General features: G+C 49.7%; 9 protein-coding genes. 3 read left to right on the top strand and 6 right to left on the bottom strand.

All coding sequences use genetic code 11. The features are described from left to right. Positions 1–35 precede the first annotated feature (35 nt). From VP504_RS08055 to VP504_RS08035, 5 genes are all read right to left on the bottom strand, one after another. A complete protein-coding gene (locus VP504_RS08055; RefSeq protein ID WP_325893776.1) occupies positions 36–629 on the bottom strand; it encodes an OmpA family protein in 594 nt (197 codons plus the stop codon). After that, a complete protein-coding gene (locus VP504_RS08050) occupies positions 626–2044 on the bottom strand; it encodes a TolC family outer membrane protein (protein WP_325893775.1) in 1419 nt (472 codons plus the stop codon). Before VP504_RS08050 ends, VP504_RS08055 begins: the two co-directional genes overlap by 4 nt. A 24-nt stretch (positions 2045–2068) precedes the next feature. Beyond that, on the bottom strand, positions 2069–3451 hold the full coding sequence (locus tag VP504_RS08045) for an HlyD family type I secretion periplasmic adaptor subunit (protein WP_325893773.1): 1383 nt from the start codon (positions 3449–3451) through the stop codon (positions 2069–2071). Further along, positions 3444–5621 (bottom strand): type I secretion system permease/ATPase, encoded by a 2178-nt coding sequence (locus VP504_RS08040; RefSeq protein ID WP_325893772.1) that lies wholly within the window; start codon positions 5619–5621, stop codon positions 3444–3446. The genes VP504_RS08045 and VP504_RS08040 overlap by 8 nt, the downstream gene beginning before the upstream one ends. An 82-nt stretch (positions 5622–5703) precedes the next feature. Continuing rightward, on the bottom strand, positions 5704–13056 hold the full coding sequence (locus VP504_RS08035) for a retention module-containing protein (RefSeq protein WP_325893771.1): 7353 nt from the start codon (positions 13054–13056) through the stop codon (positions 5704–5706). A gap of 447 nt (positions 13057–13503) precedes the next feature. Between VP504_RS08035 and prfC the strand changes: the two genes are divergently transcribed. The 3 genes from prfC (at position 13504) to VP504_RS08020 (ending at position 17388) form a co-directional block, all read left to right on the top strand. Then, positions 13504–15093, top strand: a complete 1590-nt coding sequence (gene prfC / locus VP504_RS08030; protein ID WP_325893770.1) for a peptide chain release factor 3 — start codon at positions 13504–13506, stop codon at positions 15091–15093. Positions 15094–15180: 87 nt separating this feature from the next. Continuing rightward, positions 15181–15948: a TatD family hydrolase gene (locus VP504_RS08025; protein WP_325893769.1), complete on the top strand. Its 768-nt coding sequence runs from the start codon at positions 15181–15183 to the stop codon at positions 15946–15948. Positions 15949–16149: 201 nt separating this feature from the next. Further along, the gene (locus VP504_RS08020; RefSeq protein WP_325893768.1) at positions 16150–17388 is read left to right on the top strand and encodes a NupC/NupG family nucleoside CNT transporter; all 1239 of its coding nucleotides are present in this window, start codon (positions 16150–16152) and stop codon (positions 17386–17388) included. Between the two features lie 248 nt (positions 17389–17636). Here the strand turns inward: VP504_RS08020 and VP504_RS08015 are convergent, their stop codons facing one another. Continuing rightward, positions 17637–17843 (bottom strand): hypothetical protein, encoded by a 207-nt coding sequence (locus VP504_RS08015; RefSeq protein WP_325893767.1) that lies wholly within the window; start codon positions 17841–17843, stop codon positions 17637–17639. Between the last annotated feature and the right edge of the window lie 11 nt (positions 17844–17854).

The raw sequence follows: 17854 nt of genomic DNA, 5'->3' as shown, positions 1-17854 counted from the left end.
AAAAAGCCGACACCACAGGGTGCCGGCTGGTCACGTTAGTCTGCAGTGAATATATGCCAACGCATGTCCGTGGTGCTGTAGCTGCCAGACAGTGTTGCCATAACCCGTCGATTGGTTTCGTGGGCGTACTCAGAGTCTTCATCGAGCAATAGGACTGTGTCACCAAAACCAATGGCTTCAACACGAGAGGCGGGGATGCCAAAGTCCTCAATCAGCGCTTTAGCAACGGCATCGGCTCTGCGTTGAGAAAGTGCAAGGTTGTACTGCGGGTTGCCGACTTTACTTGCGTGGCCTTCTATTGTGACATTGGCATCTGTTTGGTCACTTAAGAAGGCTGCTAGTTGTTCGAGCTTCGCATAATTACTGGGGCGCAAATCAGAGGAATCGTTAGCGAACTTCACATCTAAGCGGAAGCTTTGCTGTACGGTTTTATCGCGAGGGCATCCATCATTGTTCACTGATGCACCTGACAGTGTTTCCGAACATTGCTCACGTGCTTCAATAACACCATCGTAATCGAGATCACGAAGGTCATTCACCTGTACAGAGCTATCTTGCATCGTGATAACTTCTTGTGAAGAGCATCCTGCCAGAACTAGCATAGGAAGAGCGATAAGAAGTTTTTTCATGATTGGACACCTCCTTTGTAGTTATCTTCACCTTTCCAAATTTCCGGTGTGGTGATTCTTAGGGATTCAAGTAACTGGCCCGTTGCGTTAAGCAATCGGTATTGAGCTATCAGGTCATCATATTCCGCAGTGAGATACTCACGACGAGCCTGGAATAGCTCGTTTTCTGAGTCCAAAACGTCGATCAGGGTGCGTTGACCCAATTTGAACTGATCTTCATAAGCGTTGCGGGTTTCAATGGAAGCCTCGACATGCTGGCGAAGGTATTGCATCTGTTGTTTCAGAAAGTCTCGAGCATTCCACGCCAATGTCGTGCCTTCAACGATATCGCGGTAGGCTTCTTGTTGAATTGCCTTTGATTCGTTGATGCTGTAAGCCGCCTCTCTTTCACGCGCGCGATCGGCACCACCGGAAAATAGGTTGTAGTTCAGGCGAACCATAGCGAGCACTTCGTCACTGTTACCACCTACGTCTGCTGGAGAGTCAAAGGGGGTTGCCGTGGTGCCGTCGTTTCCATCAAGGTTATCATCCCAACTCGCAGAAAGATCGAAAGTGACCTGTGGGTAATAGTTACCTTTTGCCGCGTCACGTTGAGCAGTGGCTGCCTGAATGTCATTATTTGCCGATTTCAGCGTAGGATGGCTTGCTTTTGCCATATCCAGAGCCTGGGCTAGATTCTCAGGAAGCATGAGCGCATCGGCAACTGGGATACGCAGGTCGTCTGGTGTTGTATTCACCAGTTTCTGATAAACGATACGCGCATCAGACAGGTTATTTTGTGCCGAAATCAGGTTTGAGTGTGATCGAGCCAAGCGTCCGGTTACCTGAGAGAGATCGGCGGTAGAGCCGAGACCAGAATCCGTTTTATGCTTAACTTGATCAAAAATGATCTGGTGACTTTCTAGGTTGCGTTCTGCTAACTCAACAATTTGCTTTGCACGAAGGAATTCAAGATACGCACGGGTGACTTCGAGAGCCAAATCTTCCGCGGAAGAGAATAGAGCCCATTGGTCAGCGCTTGCTTCGAACTCTGAACGTTCAACTTCGTTCGTTGTCTGGAAGCCATTGAATAACACCTGACGCAGCGAAACACCTATTTCCCTTCGTGTGAGTTCAACTTCTTCGTCTACACCATATTGAGCAGAGTCACGGCGTGTAGATGGACTTTCTGTCCACTCCCTACCAATGCCTGCATCAAAATCGATGGTTGGGTAGTAACCGGATTCAGCCTGGTTAATGAGTTCTTCGCTTGCTTTGAAACGATTAAAAGCCTGCCTGATCTGAGGATGAGTATCCAGTGCGGATGCCACGGCTTGCTCAAGTGATTGAGCGGCTACGGTTGACGGTAGCAACACTACAGCCACTGCCAATGCTGCCACGCTTTTTCTGAGCGAGTGGCCAACATTCTTTCTCATTTCTCTCTCCTTGATTGTTATTATTTACCGCTCACGTAAAGCGGATTTTTTTGCTCGCAAAATTGGGTTAAGCAGGTATTCCAGTACTGTTCGTTTTCCAGTAATGATGTCCACTGAGGTCAACATGCCTGGGATGATCGGCAGTTCACTGCCATCCTTTTTCTCCAGACTGGATTTCTCTGTCCGGATCCTAACCAGATAAAAACTGTTACCCTCTTCGTCCTGCGTGGTATCTGCGCTAATGTGTTCCAACGTGCCGTCGAGACCCCCATAGCGAGTGAAATCGTATGCTGTTACCTTAACGACGGAAGGCAGGCCCGCATGCAGGAATGCGATATCCTTCGGTGCGATCTTGGCCTCGATAAGAAGCTGATCCTCAGCAGGGACGATTTCTATCAAATCAACACCCGGCTGCACGACGCCGCCAAGGGTATTGATATGAATGGTTTTGATGGTGCCTGTCACTGGCGCAGTGATCACGGCTTTGTCGACCTTGTCCTGTGCACCCACCTGGGCCTGGTTCAAGCGGGAAAGCCGGGTTTCCAGCTCGCTCATTTTTGACCGTGTTTCATTGCTGAATGTCAACACAGCTTCACGGCGTTTCAAAATGGCTTCATCGACAGTGGCTTTGATTTTGGGTTGCATCAAACGTAGTGAATTGAGTTCACCCTTAAGGTCATTCACCTGACGCTCCAGCTTGAGTAGATCAACTTCCGATACAATGCCCTTTTTGGCTAGCGGTATGGTGATCTTCAGCTCTCGAGTAATTAACCCATAGCTATCTGAAAGTGTGCGGATTTTTGAGTCTATCTCCTGGCTTTCTTGCTGTTTTTGAAGAATCTGGCGAGCAAGAATTTCCAAGCGATTTTTGAGATCCAGAAGGCGACCTTGGTATTCTTGTCGTTGCCCTGAAACCAATTCAGGCTCTGAGTTTTCTAATTTGTCAGGAAAGGTTATTTGCTTAATGGCGACTTGAATTTGTTCACGCCAAGTCGGCGCTATTGGGTTCAAAGTGATGCTATCAAGTTCGGCTCGCATCCGAATGATGTTCGCACGCAGGCTGGAAACTTCTTCTTCCTGCTGTGCAAAGTCAGAGCGGAAGCGGGTGTCATCAATGCGGGCTAAAGGTTCACCTTGCTTGACTAACTGGCCTTCCTGCACATACATGGCTTGTAAAATGCCGCCATCCAGACTTTGAATAAGTTGCACCTGGGAAGAGGGAATGACTTTACCTTCACCACGTGTGACACGGTCTAAAGAAGCAAATGCCGCCCAGGTGATAATTGCGGCGAAGAAAGCAAATACGCCCCAGATCACCAGGCGGTATCGTACTGGTGCATCCGTTAACATGGCGCCATAGACGTCATCGGTCATTTCAATGTCGTCACGCTTGATAGCGTTAGTCACGTTGACCTCCTGCATTGCCATTCAAACGTTCCAGCACTTTGTCTCTCGGACCGTCCATCACGATGCGACCTTTGTCCATCACGATTACGCGATCGACCAGTTGCAGCAGCGCCATTTTGTGGGTGATCATCACCAGCGTGCGTTCTTTAGCAGCAAACTTCATTGAATTGATAAACTGATTTTCGGCGTGCGCGTCCAGACTTGCTGTTGGCTCGTCCATGATGAGTAGTGGCGGGTCATTGAGCAGAGCACGAGCCAGTGCGACAGATTGTCGCTGACCACGGGAAAGTGCCTCGCCACGCTCGCCCACTTGCTTATCAAGACCTTCGCTGTCCTGTGATGTAAAAATTCCTACGCCGGACAGTTGTGTGGCACGGATTAACTGGTGTTCTGTCACCTGTCTTGTACCAAACATAATATTTTCGCGTATCGTACCGTGGAATAACGTTACATCCTGTGCCAGATAGCCCACATTGCGACGCAGATCTGCTGGGTGAATTTGCTTGGCATCGACACCATCAAATCGCAAGCTGCCTGCCGTTGGCTGATAAAGGCCTGATAGCATTCGGATAAGGGTACTTTTACCTGTGCCGTTCTTACCCAGAATGGCAATTTTTTCGCCAGCGTTGATGGTCAGGCTGGTGGGGTGGAGGGTTGGTTTTTCTGACTCTGGGTAGCTAAAACCAATATTGTCTGCGTAGATATCACCTTTTAGGCGCTTGCGGCTAACCAAGTGGCCTTTGTCCGCAAATTCATCTTCCTGATCCATCATGGCATTGAGCTGACGCATACCAGATTGTGTCTGATTCCAGCGGCTCATGAGACCTGCCAGTTGCGCCATTGGCGACACGGCCCGGCTTGAAAGCATGACCGCCGCGATAATCCCCCCCATGGTAATTTGCGCATCTGCCACGCGATAAACACCGAGCACAACAACGGCGACAGAGGTGACCTGAACGATAAAAGAAGCAAAATAGGAAACCGAGTTGGTGATTTGTTTCACCTTAAGGTTCCAGTTTGCCGTGTGAGCGGTCATCTGTTGCCAGCTCTTTTGAACTATGCCTTCCGCGACATTGGCTTTGATGCCTTCCAGTGCGGAGAGACTTTCAATCAAATGGCCATGCTTTTGGCTGGCATATTTGTTTGATTCTTCAATAGCAGCTTTGAGCTTTGGCTGAACCAGTAGGGCATAGCCGATAATAAGAATGCCAGCGACGACAGGGACGGCTGCCAAATCACCAGCGAATATATAAATCACAAACAGGAAGAAAAGCGCGAACGGCAAGTCTACTAAGGTGGTGATGGTGGCAGAGGTCAGCATGTCTCTGATGCCGTCAAATTCGCTAAGCTGCTTCGCCATACCGCCGACACTTTTTGCTCGCTTCTCAAGTGGGACCCCCATAAGGCGAGCGAACAGTCGAGAAGACACAATGATATCGACTTTCTTACCTGCAATATCAATTAGGTAAGAGCGCATTTTTTTCATCAGGAAGTCAAAGCTAAAGGCAATCAACGCACCGGTTGCCAGCACCCAAAGTGATTCAAACGCAAGGTTAGGCACCACTTTGTCGTAGACATTCATGACAAACAGTGGTGAAACCAACGCGAAAATATTGACCAGTACGGAGGCAATCAGCGCATCGCGATAAATGGGCGAGGCATCTTTGACGGTTTGCCAGAACCAATGGATTTTGGTGTCATGAAGGTGCAGATCGACGCTATTGTCACCACGGTATTGGCGTTTAACCAAAAACGTGTAGCCCGTATACATGGCTTCCAGGTCTGCAAGGGAGATTTCTTCTTCTCCGCCAGTTTCAGACGTTTGGATTAGCGCCGTGCTTTCGTTGGTGTTTATCTCACGAAGAATACAGGATTTTTTGTCAGTCAAAAGAAGTATGCAAGGCAATAAGAGCTTTGGTATTGCTTTTAATTGCCTGCGAGAAAGCTTGGCCGTCAACCCAGCACGGGCTGCCGCCTGAGGAAATAAATCCGGTGTCAGCAGTGCGTCTGTCATCGGAAGACCTGCCGTTAAGGCATCCCCCGAGCACGGCGATCCATAGTGCTCAGTCAAAAAGACCAAGCAATCTAACAACGGGTCGTCTACCGCTTGCGTTGACGCACTAATGCGCCATTGCTGCGGCTTGCGTTCGGCAATCGCTGCGTCAGTCACCTATTTCTCTCTTTATAAAAATAATAATAAAATCCAAAGGGATAAATAAGGCATCAGCCGAATGGCTGATGCCTCTAGAGGCTTAACTATGGTCAAAATCAATGGTAATTCTGGGTACATCTGTGCCGGCAAATCCATCGCTATCAGTGATGGTTAGTGTCGCGCTCTCCCCATTTATGATGGTGTTAATTTCCACACCACTTGGCTCAGAGGGATCCAACCCGACGTTGTCCACTTGACTCTGACTGGTTTTTTCCAGAACGATGTGCTGTGTGACGCAGCCATCGGTGTCACCCTGCACATTTTCAACAGCAATAGAGAGCTTCAGTTGACCGTGTTCATCATAGCTGACCGTCAGGTTATCCAACTGACCGTTGGTGACAGACACGAGATCAGACAAATCTAGTCTGTCTTCATCAGCATTAAAATCGCCGATAAAATCAGTGATGTGATCGTAATTCCCGACTGTTCCTTCGTTGACCAAATCCTCCTTCAACCACAGGAAGGTATCTGAGCCAGCCCCACCTTCCAAGGCGTCACCTTCGCGGCCGTTTGCGGTGGCACCGGAACTGCCGTGGCCGTTAGTACCGCCGCGAATGATATCATCACCTGCGCCGCCAATGATGTTGTCGTTGCCGCCACCACCATGGATATATGCGCCAGTCGCTTCGTCGTAGTCCACGTACACTTCAGGCTGAGAGATATCCCAGTCATGACGTGAGTCTGTCCAGCCTGCACCTTTTAACGCCTCTTCGGTGTAACTTTCCCCAGAACCGGTCGGGAACGCACCGGCCTGAAGATAGACCACAGAGTTACCGTCACCAGTTATGGTTGTTGCGATACTGATAGTATCATCAGCACCAAGGCCTGATGCATCCGGTGGTAGAACGCTTGACCCAGTTAAGGTTGCTGTCAAGGTGACGGAGGCGGTATCACCATCTCTATCCGTGGCCACCACATTAAAGCTGAATGCGCCATCATCACCATCAATCGCTTTGTGTTGCGTTAGTACCCAGCTTGGCGGTGTAGTGCTGGTATCCAGAGTGATGCTGAACACATGCTCGTCATTGGCCGTTCCAACGATGTCACCTTGACTGATAGCCACACTGATCGGCTGACCATTGCTGGTGAGTCCAGAGGTGATTCCGGTCAGAGCCAGCATCAACGGATTCAGCTCCGCTCCATTGTCTGCGCCATAGTCAACATCCAACAGGCCGCTTTGGGAAGGTAGCTTAGTGGTAATAGCGACATCCACGAGGGGGAAATCACTGTTGTCACTGCCATTGCCATCTGTCGTGACTGGCTCACGAGCACTGATGGCGGGGCCATCATCCACAATGCTCACGGTAATAGGTTGCGACACAGTATGTTTTTCGTCAGAAATTGACAGATCGAAAATGATGTCTTGCTGATCATCGTTCGCGCTTTCATGACGTACAGCTTGTTCTTGATTGACTACGTAAGACCAGGTGTTGCTGTCACTAGTTGGCTTCACCAACGTAATTGTCATCACAGTGGAGTCTGGGGTGATCACAGGCCCAGTGTAACCTGTGTACGTCAAGCTGCTTGGATCCCATTCCCAGTTGATGCTTTCGCCGTTTGCGGTAGTCAACGAAGCCGATGTGCTCAGTGCTGCAATGAGATCTGCTGATGCTGTTCCAGTATCCGTGGCATCAAAGTAGCCAGTTGCTGTCGCACTACCCGCCGGATCAAGTAGACTTTCATCGACAACGACCGAGTCCGTGCTCAATTGCAACTCTGGCGCTTCATCCAGTCCATCAATTTGAATGATCACCTTGGCCGTATCTACATCGCCTATGCTGTCTGTAATGGTGTATTCAAACTGGAACTGCTCTGACTGACCTTCAAGGAGGTCGGCCTGATCATTGGCCACAAATCGGAATTCACCTTCCTCGTTGATGTAGAGCGTACCTTCGTCAAATTCGACCTTGGCGTAGCCTTCTTCATCAAACTCTCCGAGTGGTTCGCCATTGATTTCAGTGACTTTGAAACTGTGTCCTTCGGGATCACCATCGTTGTCCAGCAACGAGCTTTGTACTGTGCTTGTCGAATCTAGCGTTTCCGTCTCTGTAACTGTGTACTTGGCCTGCTCACTGTATACCGCCACAGAGGTGATGGTGAAGTCAGATGAGTCACCACTGGTTTTGCCCGAGTCGGCTTCATTGACACGTGGCAATGCTTCGAGAATAACTTTGTAGATGCCTTCGGCTTCAATGGTGATGACACCTTTACCACTGGTTCTGTCGCCAAAATTGAATTCACCGGTAGCGATAACTTGTCCGTCTTCGCCATACGTGGTCCATTTGGCAACTTCATGGTTACCATGGCCGTGCTCATTCTGGAAGAGACGGGCAATGCCAATCTCCAGCTTGTCTGCTGCTGAGGTGAGAATCAACTCCAACGCTTCCGAGGCGTTCGTGCCGTGATCATACTCGACCTGATAGCTGACACCGCCGGCATTACCTTCGCGGGCTTCATCGGCCACACCGATACCATGTTTATCATGCACATGCTCGGAGTTTTCTGTGACTAAATCCCCTTGTGGCACACGCTGTCCATTTTCACCGATCTTAACCGCACTAATGGTCAGAATGCCGTTGCCATCAAGATTCTGCCAACCATCGTCGCTAGAGGTTTCAAACACCAAGCCTGTGCCATCATCGTTGGCATTCACTTCATTCACATAGATGTGAATGTCTGCAGACTCCAACGACTTGTTGGTACCGTCAGTTGCAAAATATTCGATTTGCACAGGGCCGTTATAATCCGGATTTGGCTTGAATACCAAGCCTTGTCCATCGTCCCTAAGTTCGATCGATCCAGCCTCGCTTGGCACCAACACAAAGCTGTCTAGGTCGTCTTTATTCCAGACAGAAACCGTGTCACCTTCATCCGCATCGGTATCATTATGCGCTATGTAGGTAAAGGCAATGAAAATGCCTTCTGCATCACTGTTGTTGACCCAGTACGGTTGTGGTCCGTTGACTTCGATATTGTCGATGTAAGCACCGAAGGTGTCGTTATTCGTGGTTTCATCGTCATTGGCAAAGGCAAGCTTAATCTCCGCGTCATCTTGTGCGGTATAGGTTACTGAGATTGTTGTCCAACCATTTCCAGCGGACGATGAGGTAATGACGGGAGCGCCTTCCTGCAGTGCTTCAAAAGAGATGTTTTTTGAAGCACTGACGATAACTTTGTAGCTGTAATCACCAAATGTGAAAATCATGTCGCTATCATCTTCGTGACGTGGGCGTGGTTTGAAATCGAAAGTCAGCGTATAGGGTTGACCTGCAATCACGCCGTCACCTGAGTCGAGAACACGACTGATTTCAACAGATGTCAACGCGCCATGGCTGTCGAGTTCTGCGTGACTGCTTCCATCAGAAGCGGTGCTTCCTCCAACGTTCCCAGTCTGAATTTCTAGGCCATTTGTGATGTTCCAGCCATTGAATTCATCAACCACGACCCAGCCTTTTGAGCCGTTGCCGAACTCAAAGGACTCTTGGAACAAGGTGTTGGACTCCTTGTAGTCATCAATGGCGACAGGCGGGTTGTCGTTGTCGATGATGGTTGCGACGCCGGAGGTGTCGTTGCCAGTTGTGGCCAGAGGGGTGTTGGTGCTGACGTCAAGTTTGAAGCCTTCATTTCCCTCATATGCACTGTCTTGATGGGTTTCAACAACCACCTTGAAGTCGGTCACAGAGCCATCGATGGTGGCAGAGTAGGTACCATCCGGGTTCATCGTTACGGTTACACTGTCAATCGCGTCGCCGTTTTGATTGGTCAGGGTCAGGCCGACAATATCTCTGCTGATGTCAGCGGCGTTGTCGCCGTTGCCTGATAGCGTAAAGGTGTAGGTGACATCGCCCTTGACCTCGTTACCAAGCGCCACATCGAAGGTGGCATTGGTGCCTTCGGCCACTTCGCTGGCGTCTGCAACGGTCAGGGTTGGGCGGTCGTCATCACCGCCTGGCTTGTCATTGATTTGGCCATCATCGGATATGATTGTTTCCGCAGTAGCAGACTTGTTATCAGTAATGCCTTTAACGTTTTCTCCTGGAATCACTGTCAAAGTGAAACTTTCATCGCCCTCAAATACATGGTCTTGCTTCGTATCGACATAAGCTAGTAACTGATTCACTCCAGCCGGTACAGTGTAGTAACCGTCAGCGTCAGGAGTAATAGCCTCGAACTTATTGTACGTGTTGAGGAAATAGACAGTGACGTTACCGTAGTCATCAGAGTCAGCTGTGCCTTCTGTCAATGCGAGTTTGAACGTAACTTCCTTATCTGATTGGCCGTCCAGAGTGATCTTATAGCAGGCGATTTTGCCTTCGCTAACTTCTTTATTGCCCTCAATTGAAATAGTCAGACGGTCATCATCGCCGCCGGGCTTGCCGTCGATCACGCCGTCATCGGAGATGGTCGCGTCTTGGTTGCCGGTCAGTACCAGTGAGCTGTTATCGCCGTCGACCGTGATGCCGGTGTCTGCCGACACGTTCAGGGTGAAGCTTTCATCGCCCTCAAAACGCTGGTCATCACGGGTGTTGAAGACCACGTCAAAGTTGGTGTTGCCGCCGCTGATATCAAGGGTGTAAGTGCCGGCAAAGACATCGTCGATGTCATCAGTGGTCAATGCTTTACCGTTGATGGTCATGCCGGTGATGTCACCGCGCTCGACGCCGTCTTGGTCGATACCGAAGGTGTAAGTGACCTTGCCCGCGACCTTGTTAGACAGATCGACATTGAAGGTGATGTCCTGGCCTTCGCTGACTTCGCCGCCGCCGGTGACTGTCAGCTCAGGACGGTCGTCGTCATCGTCGCCATTGCCCGGGGTGCCATCATTGCCGTCGTCAGAGATGGTCGCGTCTTGGTTGCCGGTCAGTACCAGTGAGCTGTTATCGCCATCGACCGTGATACCGGTGTCTGCCGACACGTTGAGGGTGAAGCTCTCGTCACCTTCAAACACCTTGTCGCCCTTGGTGTCGATAACCACCTTGAAGCTTTGCTGGCTGCCATCGATAGCGGCCGTGATGTTACCGGCCAGGAACGCGCCGATGTCGACCGATGTGCCATTGACCGTGATGCCTTCAATGTCGTCAGCATCAATCTGTGCATTGCCAAGGCTGAAGGCGTAGGTGACGTCGCCATCGACCGCTTTGGTGAGTTTGACATCAAAGACAATGTTCTTGCCTTCGTTGATTTCGCCGCCGCCGGTGACTGTCAGCTCAGGACGGTCGTCGTTACCCGGCTTGCCATGGGTGGTGCCGTCGTCGGAAACAGTTGCATTGGCATCACCATTCAGGATCAGGTTGCCGCTCTGGCCGTCGACTGTGATACCGGTGTCTGCCGACACGTTGAGGGTGAAGCTCTCGTCACCTTCAAACACCTTGTCGCCCTTGGTGTCGATAACCACCTTGAAGCTTTGCTGGCTGCCATCGATAGCGGCCGTGATGTTACCGGCCAGGAACGCGCTGATGTCGACTTGTGTGCCATTGACCGTGATGCCTTCAATGTCATCAGCATCAATCTGGGCATTGCCAAGGCTGAAGGCGTAGGTGACGTCGCCGTCGACCGCTTTGGTGAGTTTGACATCAAAGACAATGTTCTTGCCTTCGTTGATTTCGCCGCCGCCGGTGACTGTCAGCTCAGGACGGTCGTCGTTACCCGGCTTGCCATGGGTGGTGCCGTCGTCGGAAACAGTTGCATTGGCATCACCATTCAGGATCAGGTTGCCGCTCTGGCCGTCGACTGTGATACCGGTGTCTGCCGACACGTTGAGGGTGAAGCTCTCGTCACCTTCAAACACCTTGTCGCCCTTGGTGTCGATAACCACCTTGAAGCTTTGCTGGCTGCCATCGATAGCGGCCGTGATGTTACCGGCCAGGAACGCGCCGATGTCGACTTGTGTGCCATTGACCGTGATGCCTTCAATGTCGTCAGCATCAATCTGTGCATTGCCAAGGCTGAAGGCGTAGGTGACGTCGCCGTCGACCGCTTTGGTGAGTTTGACATCAAAGACAATGTTCTTGCCTTCGTTGACTTCGCCGCCGCCGGAGACAGTCAGGGTTGGGGTATCCGAGTCGCCGCCTGGCTCGCCGCCGATCACGCCGTCATCGGAGATGGTTGCTGAACCATTGTCAGAAATAACCTGACCACCGACTACAGATTCGACATTTAATTCAAAGCTCTCATCACCTTCAAAAACTGAATCTGGATTTGTATTTAGAACAACGTTGAAAGGCGTGTCGAAGCCATCAATATTTAGCTCTAGGTCACCACTGAAAAGTAAATCAATTTGTTCTGAAGTTAGAGGTTCCCCATCATTAATGGTTACACCCGTAATATCATCACGTTCAATGTCGGTGTCTTGTAGAGAAAACTTGTAGCTAAGGTTTCCATCAACAGGGTTGGAGAGTGTCACAACAAATACAGCGTCATTTCCTTCACTAATTTCTCCTGCGTCAGAAACTGTCAATGTTGGGCGATCATCATCAGACACAACGCCTTCTGTTACAGAACCACTTCCATCATCAACAACGCTGGCTTCCCCAATAACACCTGTTTCGCCATTACTAGTTAGTACAGGGGAGGTTCCTATCACTACTTCCGATACGATAAGACCAAAATTCTCCAGTCCTTCATAAACTGGTGTACCGTCTTCATTAACCGTATTTACACGAACCTGAATACTTCCTTGCCCAGCAGGTAATGTGATTTGTCCGCCAACAATTGGTTGCCATGACGTACCATCAAAGTATTCAAGCTCGCCTAGATCTTCTGACTCGGCGCTGAATCTCCCACCGGTCATAGCTTGGAGATTCAATGTCAGGCTACTTGTCAGACTTACTGCTTGCCCTTCAAAAGCAAGAAAGATGGTAAAAACAGCTGGTTGTCCTTCGCTAACTGGTGATGTTGGTGCGAGAACAACAATTTCAGGTTGGATATCACGATTTACCTGGGTTACTTCGGCTTGTGAAGGCGTAAATGTGTTAGGTCCACGTGCAATCTCTGCTGTATCAAAACCTGCTTGAGCAATAGTCTCTTCACCAATGCGAGCGATAGCTACTGGCGCTTGCGAGCCTGAGCTTGAAGGTGTTCCTCCTGCTGCAGTTGCCTCCAGTACTTCTGTCGGATCGACACCGCCTTCAATCAATGCCTGAATAGCGGCGATTTCGTCATCAAGCGGTGAGCCTAAGATATCTTGTGCAGGTGAGTCTTGTTTACCAACTGGGAGCATAGTGCCATCTTCAAGCGATAGAAGGGCGTTGGCACCCTCAGGTATAAAGATTTCAGTGCCGGCGTTAAGGTCTAAAACTTCAGCGATGGGGACGTCTTTCCCGTTCACTTTGATGAATGCATTGCCGTTTACTGAAATTACTTTTGCAGCCTGTTTGGTGATAATCGAATCCATGAATCTCTTCCTGCGAAAGGTAAATTATGATTTTTGTGTCAATAAAGACACATAAGTATCATGTATATTACAACCCAAACGGATTGATTATAAGAGTGATGTTAAAAAAACGACAAAAAAGTGACGGTAAGTGTAAATTCCTATAATCATCGTCACTAACTATCTTCATGAGGAATAAAGCTTTATCTCACTATAGTGAGAGTGACTTAAAAAAGTGACCGGGTGTGAAGGTGAGTGTGTCAATAATTGGACGCTTTTGGTGTAAAGCTTAGAAGCTTGTTTTTTGGAGCGAAATTGTCTCTCTCTGAGCATAAATGAAGGATTTTTCGGGCTATCGTTGAGTCTCAACCCGAGATCGTACAAAATACCCGCCGATTTGAATTCATCTACACTGCGTGCAGTTCCGTTCTAATGCCTGCGCGCTGTTTAACGCGGAAAAGCTTAAGCATGTCAAACTCTCCACTTCAGCAAGAAGTCGGCAAGCGTCGTACGTTTGCGATTATCTCGCACCCGGATGCCGGTAAAACCACCATTACTGAAAAGGTGCTTTTATTCGGACGCGCGATCCAAACAGCCGGCACGGTAAAAGGCCGTGGCTCAAACCAGCACGCGAAGTCTGACTGGATGGAGATGGAAAAAGAACGTGGCATTTCGGTCACTACCTCGGTGATGCAGTTCCCGTTCAATGATTGTCTGGTTAACCTGCTTGATACCCCGGGACACGAAGATTTCTCAGAAGATACCTACCGCACGCTGACGGCGGTTGACTCATGCCTCATGGTTATTGATGCGGCAAAAGGTGTTGAGGATCGTACCCGTAAGCTGATGGAAGTGACCCGTCTGCGTGACACGCCGATTGTCACTTTTATGAACAAACTTGACCGTGACATCCGTGACCCAATGGAGTTAATGGATGAAGTGGAAAGTGAACTGAATATCGCGTGTGCGCCGGTATCTTGGCCGATTGGCTGTGGTAAAGAGTTCAAAGGCGTTTACCATATCCACCGTGATGAAACGATCCTGTATCAAACAGGTCAGGGCCATACCATCCAGGACTCTCGCATCATCAAAGGCCTGGATAACCCAGAGTTGGATGAAGCGGTCGGTGAAAGTCTGGCAGAGCAACTGCGTGAGGAGCTTGAACTGGTGCTGGGTGCTTCGCATGAGTTCGATCAAGAGCTTTTCCTTAGCGGTGAGCTGACACCTGTCTTCTTCGGTACTGCACTGGGTAACTTCGGTGTTGACCACATGTTGGACGGTTTAACCGAGTGGGCTCCGGCACCTTTGTCTCGCCAAACTCATGAGCGTGCTGTTGAAGCGGGTGAAGAAAAGTTCTCTGGCTTCGTGTTCAAAATTCAGGCGAACATGGACCCTAAACACCGTGACCGCATTGCATTCATGCGTATCGTGTCTGGCAAGTACAGTCAGGGTATGAAGATGAAGCATGTGCGTACCGGTAAAATGGTGTCGATCTCTGACGCGGTGACCTTTATGGCAGGCGACCGTGCCCGTGCGGCGGAAGCCTTCGCGGGTGACATCATTGGCCTTCATAACCATGGTACTATTCAGATTGGTGATACCTTCACACAAGGTGAAGATCTGAAGTTCTCGGGTATTCCAAACTTTGCGCCTGAACTGTTCCGCCGTATCCGTTTGCGTGACCCACTGAAGCAAAAGCAATTACTGAAAGGTCTGGTACAGTTGTCTGAAGAAGGTGCGGTACAGGTATTCCGCCCAATGACATCCAATGATCTGATTGTCGGCGCGGTGGGTGTGCTTCAGTTTGATGTTGTTGTTGCACGCTTGAAGTCTGAATACAACGTGGAAGCGATTTATGAGCCAGTCAACGTTGCGACAGCGCGTTGGGTGGAGTGTGGTGATGCGAAGAAACTGGATGATTTCCAGCGCAAGAACCAAACCAACCTGGCACTGGATGGCGGTGATAACCTGACTTACATTGCGCCAACCATGGTGAACCTGAGCCTGACGCAAGAGCGTCACCCTGATGTGAGCTTCCGTGCAACACGTGAGCACTAATCACAAGATATGAAAGAAAGCCGTCCTTCGGGGCGGCTTTTTTGTATCCTTTATAAAGATAGAAGTTACCCACGAACCTTTACCGCAATGATTGATAGCCACTGCCATTTTGATTTTCCGCCGTTTACTGAAAGCCCCGAAACTTGGATAGAGCGCTCGTTGGCTGCTGGCGTCCGTCAGCTTATTGTTCCCGCAGTGTCGACAGAAAACTGGGAGAGGGTCGCAACATTGGCTGAGGCATTTCCTGAGATCTCGTACGCGGTTGGATTGCATCCTGTTTGGATGTCATCGCATGAGGACGCAGACATTCAGAAGCTGGATACGTTTTTGGCTGACGCGCCGAAAGGATTGGTTGCGGTTGGCGAGTGTGGGCTGGATTTTGCGATAGAGAATGCCGACCCAGAGCGACAAATAAGATTGTTGACGGAACAACTCAAGTTAGCAGAGAAATATCAGCTTCCCGTGATTCTTCATAGCCGCAAAGCGCACAATGAACTGTTGCAGCTACTTAATGATTTTCCGAAAGTGAAGGGTATTCTTCATGCTTTCAGCGGCAGTGAGCAGATTGGGCGCGAATATATCAAGCGCGGTTTTTTGCTGGGAATCGGCGGTACCATCACCTACCAGCGCGCTAATAAGACCCGAAATGCGGTGAGAAACCTTCCACTCTCCAACTTGGTTTTAGAAACGGATGCGCCTGATATGCCTGTTTACGGTTACCAAGGCGAACCGAATTTACCGGAGCGCTTGCCACTGATTGCACAAGCTCTAGCCAGTCTGAAAGGGGTCAATATCGAGAAAGTTATTCACGTCACCACGCAAAACTCGACAGCCTGTTTTGCATTGAACGTCTGAGTGGCATCGTTTGCCCAAACGTTTGCGTCGTGCATAGGTCACAAAAATTGAGCTTCGTCACCTTTTTGAGTGAATTTCACCGAATTTTTCACTTCAAGTGTGACTTATGCATTCCTTTGGTCCCCAGCCAATGCGTATAATCGCCGCCGGAATAACACTCCCAATTTGTCGAGACGCCAAGACTTTTTTAGGAACCCTTTTATGAGCCTGATTATGAGCATTGTAGGGATGGTTGTACTGCTTGGTATTGCAGTACTGCTATCTGACAACCGCAAAGCGATCAACCTGCGTACCGTGGGCGGTGCGTTTGCTATCCAGTTTGTTCTGGGTGGTTTCATCTTATTTGTCCCTGCGGGCCAAGCGATCCTGAACGGCATGTCCAATGCTGTACAGAACGTGATCAACTACGGTAAAGACGGTATAGGCTTCCTGTTCGGTAGCTTGGTTAACTTTTCAGTTGACGGTATCGGTTTTATCTTTGCGTTCCAGGTTCTGCCTACTGTTGTATTCTTCTCAGCGCTGATCAGCGTGCTGTACTACCTGGGTATCATGCAGTTTGTTATCCGTATTCTGGGTGGTGCGTTGCGTAAAGTACTGGGTACTTCTCATGCGGAATCAATGTCTGCAACGGCGAACATCTTCGTAGGTCAGACTGAAGCACCTCTGGTTGTACGTCCTTACGTGCCAAAAATGACCCAGTCTGAACTGTTCGCAGTCATGTGTGGTGGTCTAGCATCTGTAGCCGGTGGTGTACTGGCAGGTTATGCTGCAATGGGTGTACCTCTGGAATATCTGATTGCAGCATCTTTCATGGCGGCACCTGGCGGTCTTCTGTTCGCAAAAATCATCAAGCCAGAAACTGACGAGCCAATCGAGCAATTAAGTCAAGACGGTGACGAAGACGAAGACAAGCCTGCAAACGTTATCGACGCAGCAGCGGGCGGTGCGTCTTCTGGCATGCAACTGGCACTAAACATCGGTGCAATGCTGCTAGCATTCATCGGTCTGATTGCGCTGATCAACGGCATGCTGTCTGGCATCGGTGGTTGGTTCGGTATCGAAGGCCTGACACTGGAGTGGATTCTGGGTAAAGTGTTCGCACCACTGGCATTCCTGATTGGTGTTCCATGGGCAGAAGCTGACATCGCGGGTTCATTCATCGGTCAGAAGATTGTTGTTAACGAATTCGTTGCATACCTGAACTTCACCCCAATCATCGGTGACCTGTCTGAGAAGACTGCAGCAATCATTTCGTTCGCACTGTGTGGCTTCGCTAACCTGTCGTCTATCGCAATCCTGCTGGGCGGTCTGGGCAGCATCGCGCCAACCCGTCGTCACGACATTGCGCGTTTCGGTGTGAAAGCAGTATGTGCAGGTACTCTGTCTAACCTGATGAGTGCAACTATCGCTGGTTTCTTCCTGACGCTGGCTGCGCTGTAATCAGCAAGTAAAGAGATTCGAAAACCGCCTCCTTGTGAGGTGGTTTTTTTATGCCTGGAGCTTCGGGAGCCCATTCGTCAGGAATAAGACAAAGTGATGCTTAATCGCCACTTATAGTGATGCCAGTAACACCGAAAAATGTCCGCTCAGGTTTGCACCATCAGCAACAAAGTGTTTTTCAACAGAAACAGGTAACACCTAGTGTAACCAAAGGAAGATTGGTAAAATTGGTGAACGCTGTCAAAGTTTCAGAAGTAGTCTTTCATTAGTTTCACTACTGTTTCACAGACAGCGGAAAGGTGAGACATCAAACCTGCCCCAACGTGTAAAAAACTTGAAGCACGATGAGACAGGCAGACACCCGGCAGAATGCCATAGGGTGTGCGGCCAACACGGAATGTTGATTGGCGCTGACCATGCAGCGCGCCAAACTTCAAGGAGCCAAGTCCGCTCATCAGATTATGCC

Source organism: Grimontia sp. NTOU-MAR1 (assembly GCF_035758505.1).
Lineage (GTDB): Bacteria > Pseudomonadota > Gammaproteobacteria > Enterobacterales > Vibrionaceae > Enterovibrio > Enterovibrio marinus.
The sequence above is the reverse complement of the archived record's forward strand: the minus strand, read 5'-3'. Positions and strand labels throughout refer to the sequence as shown.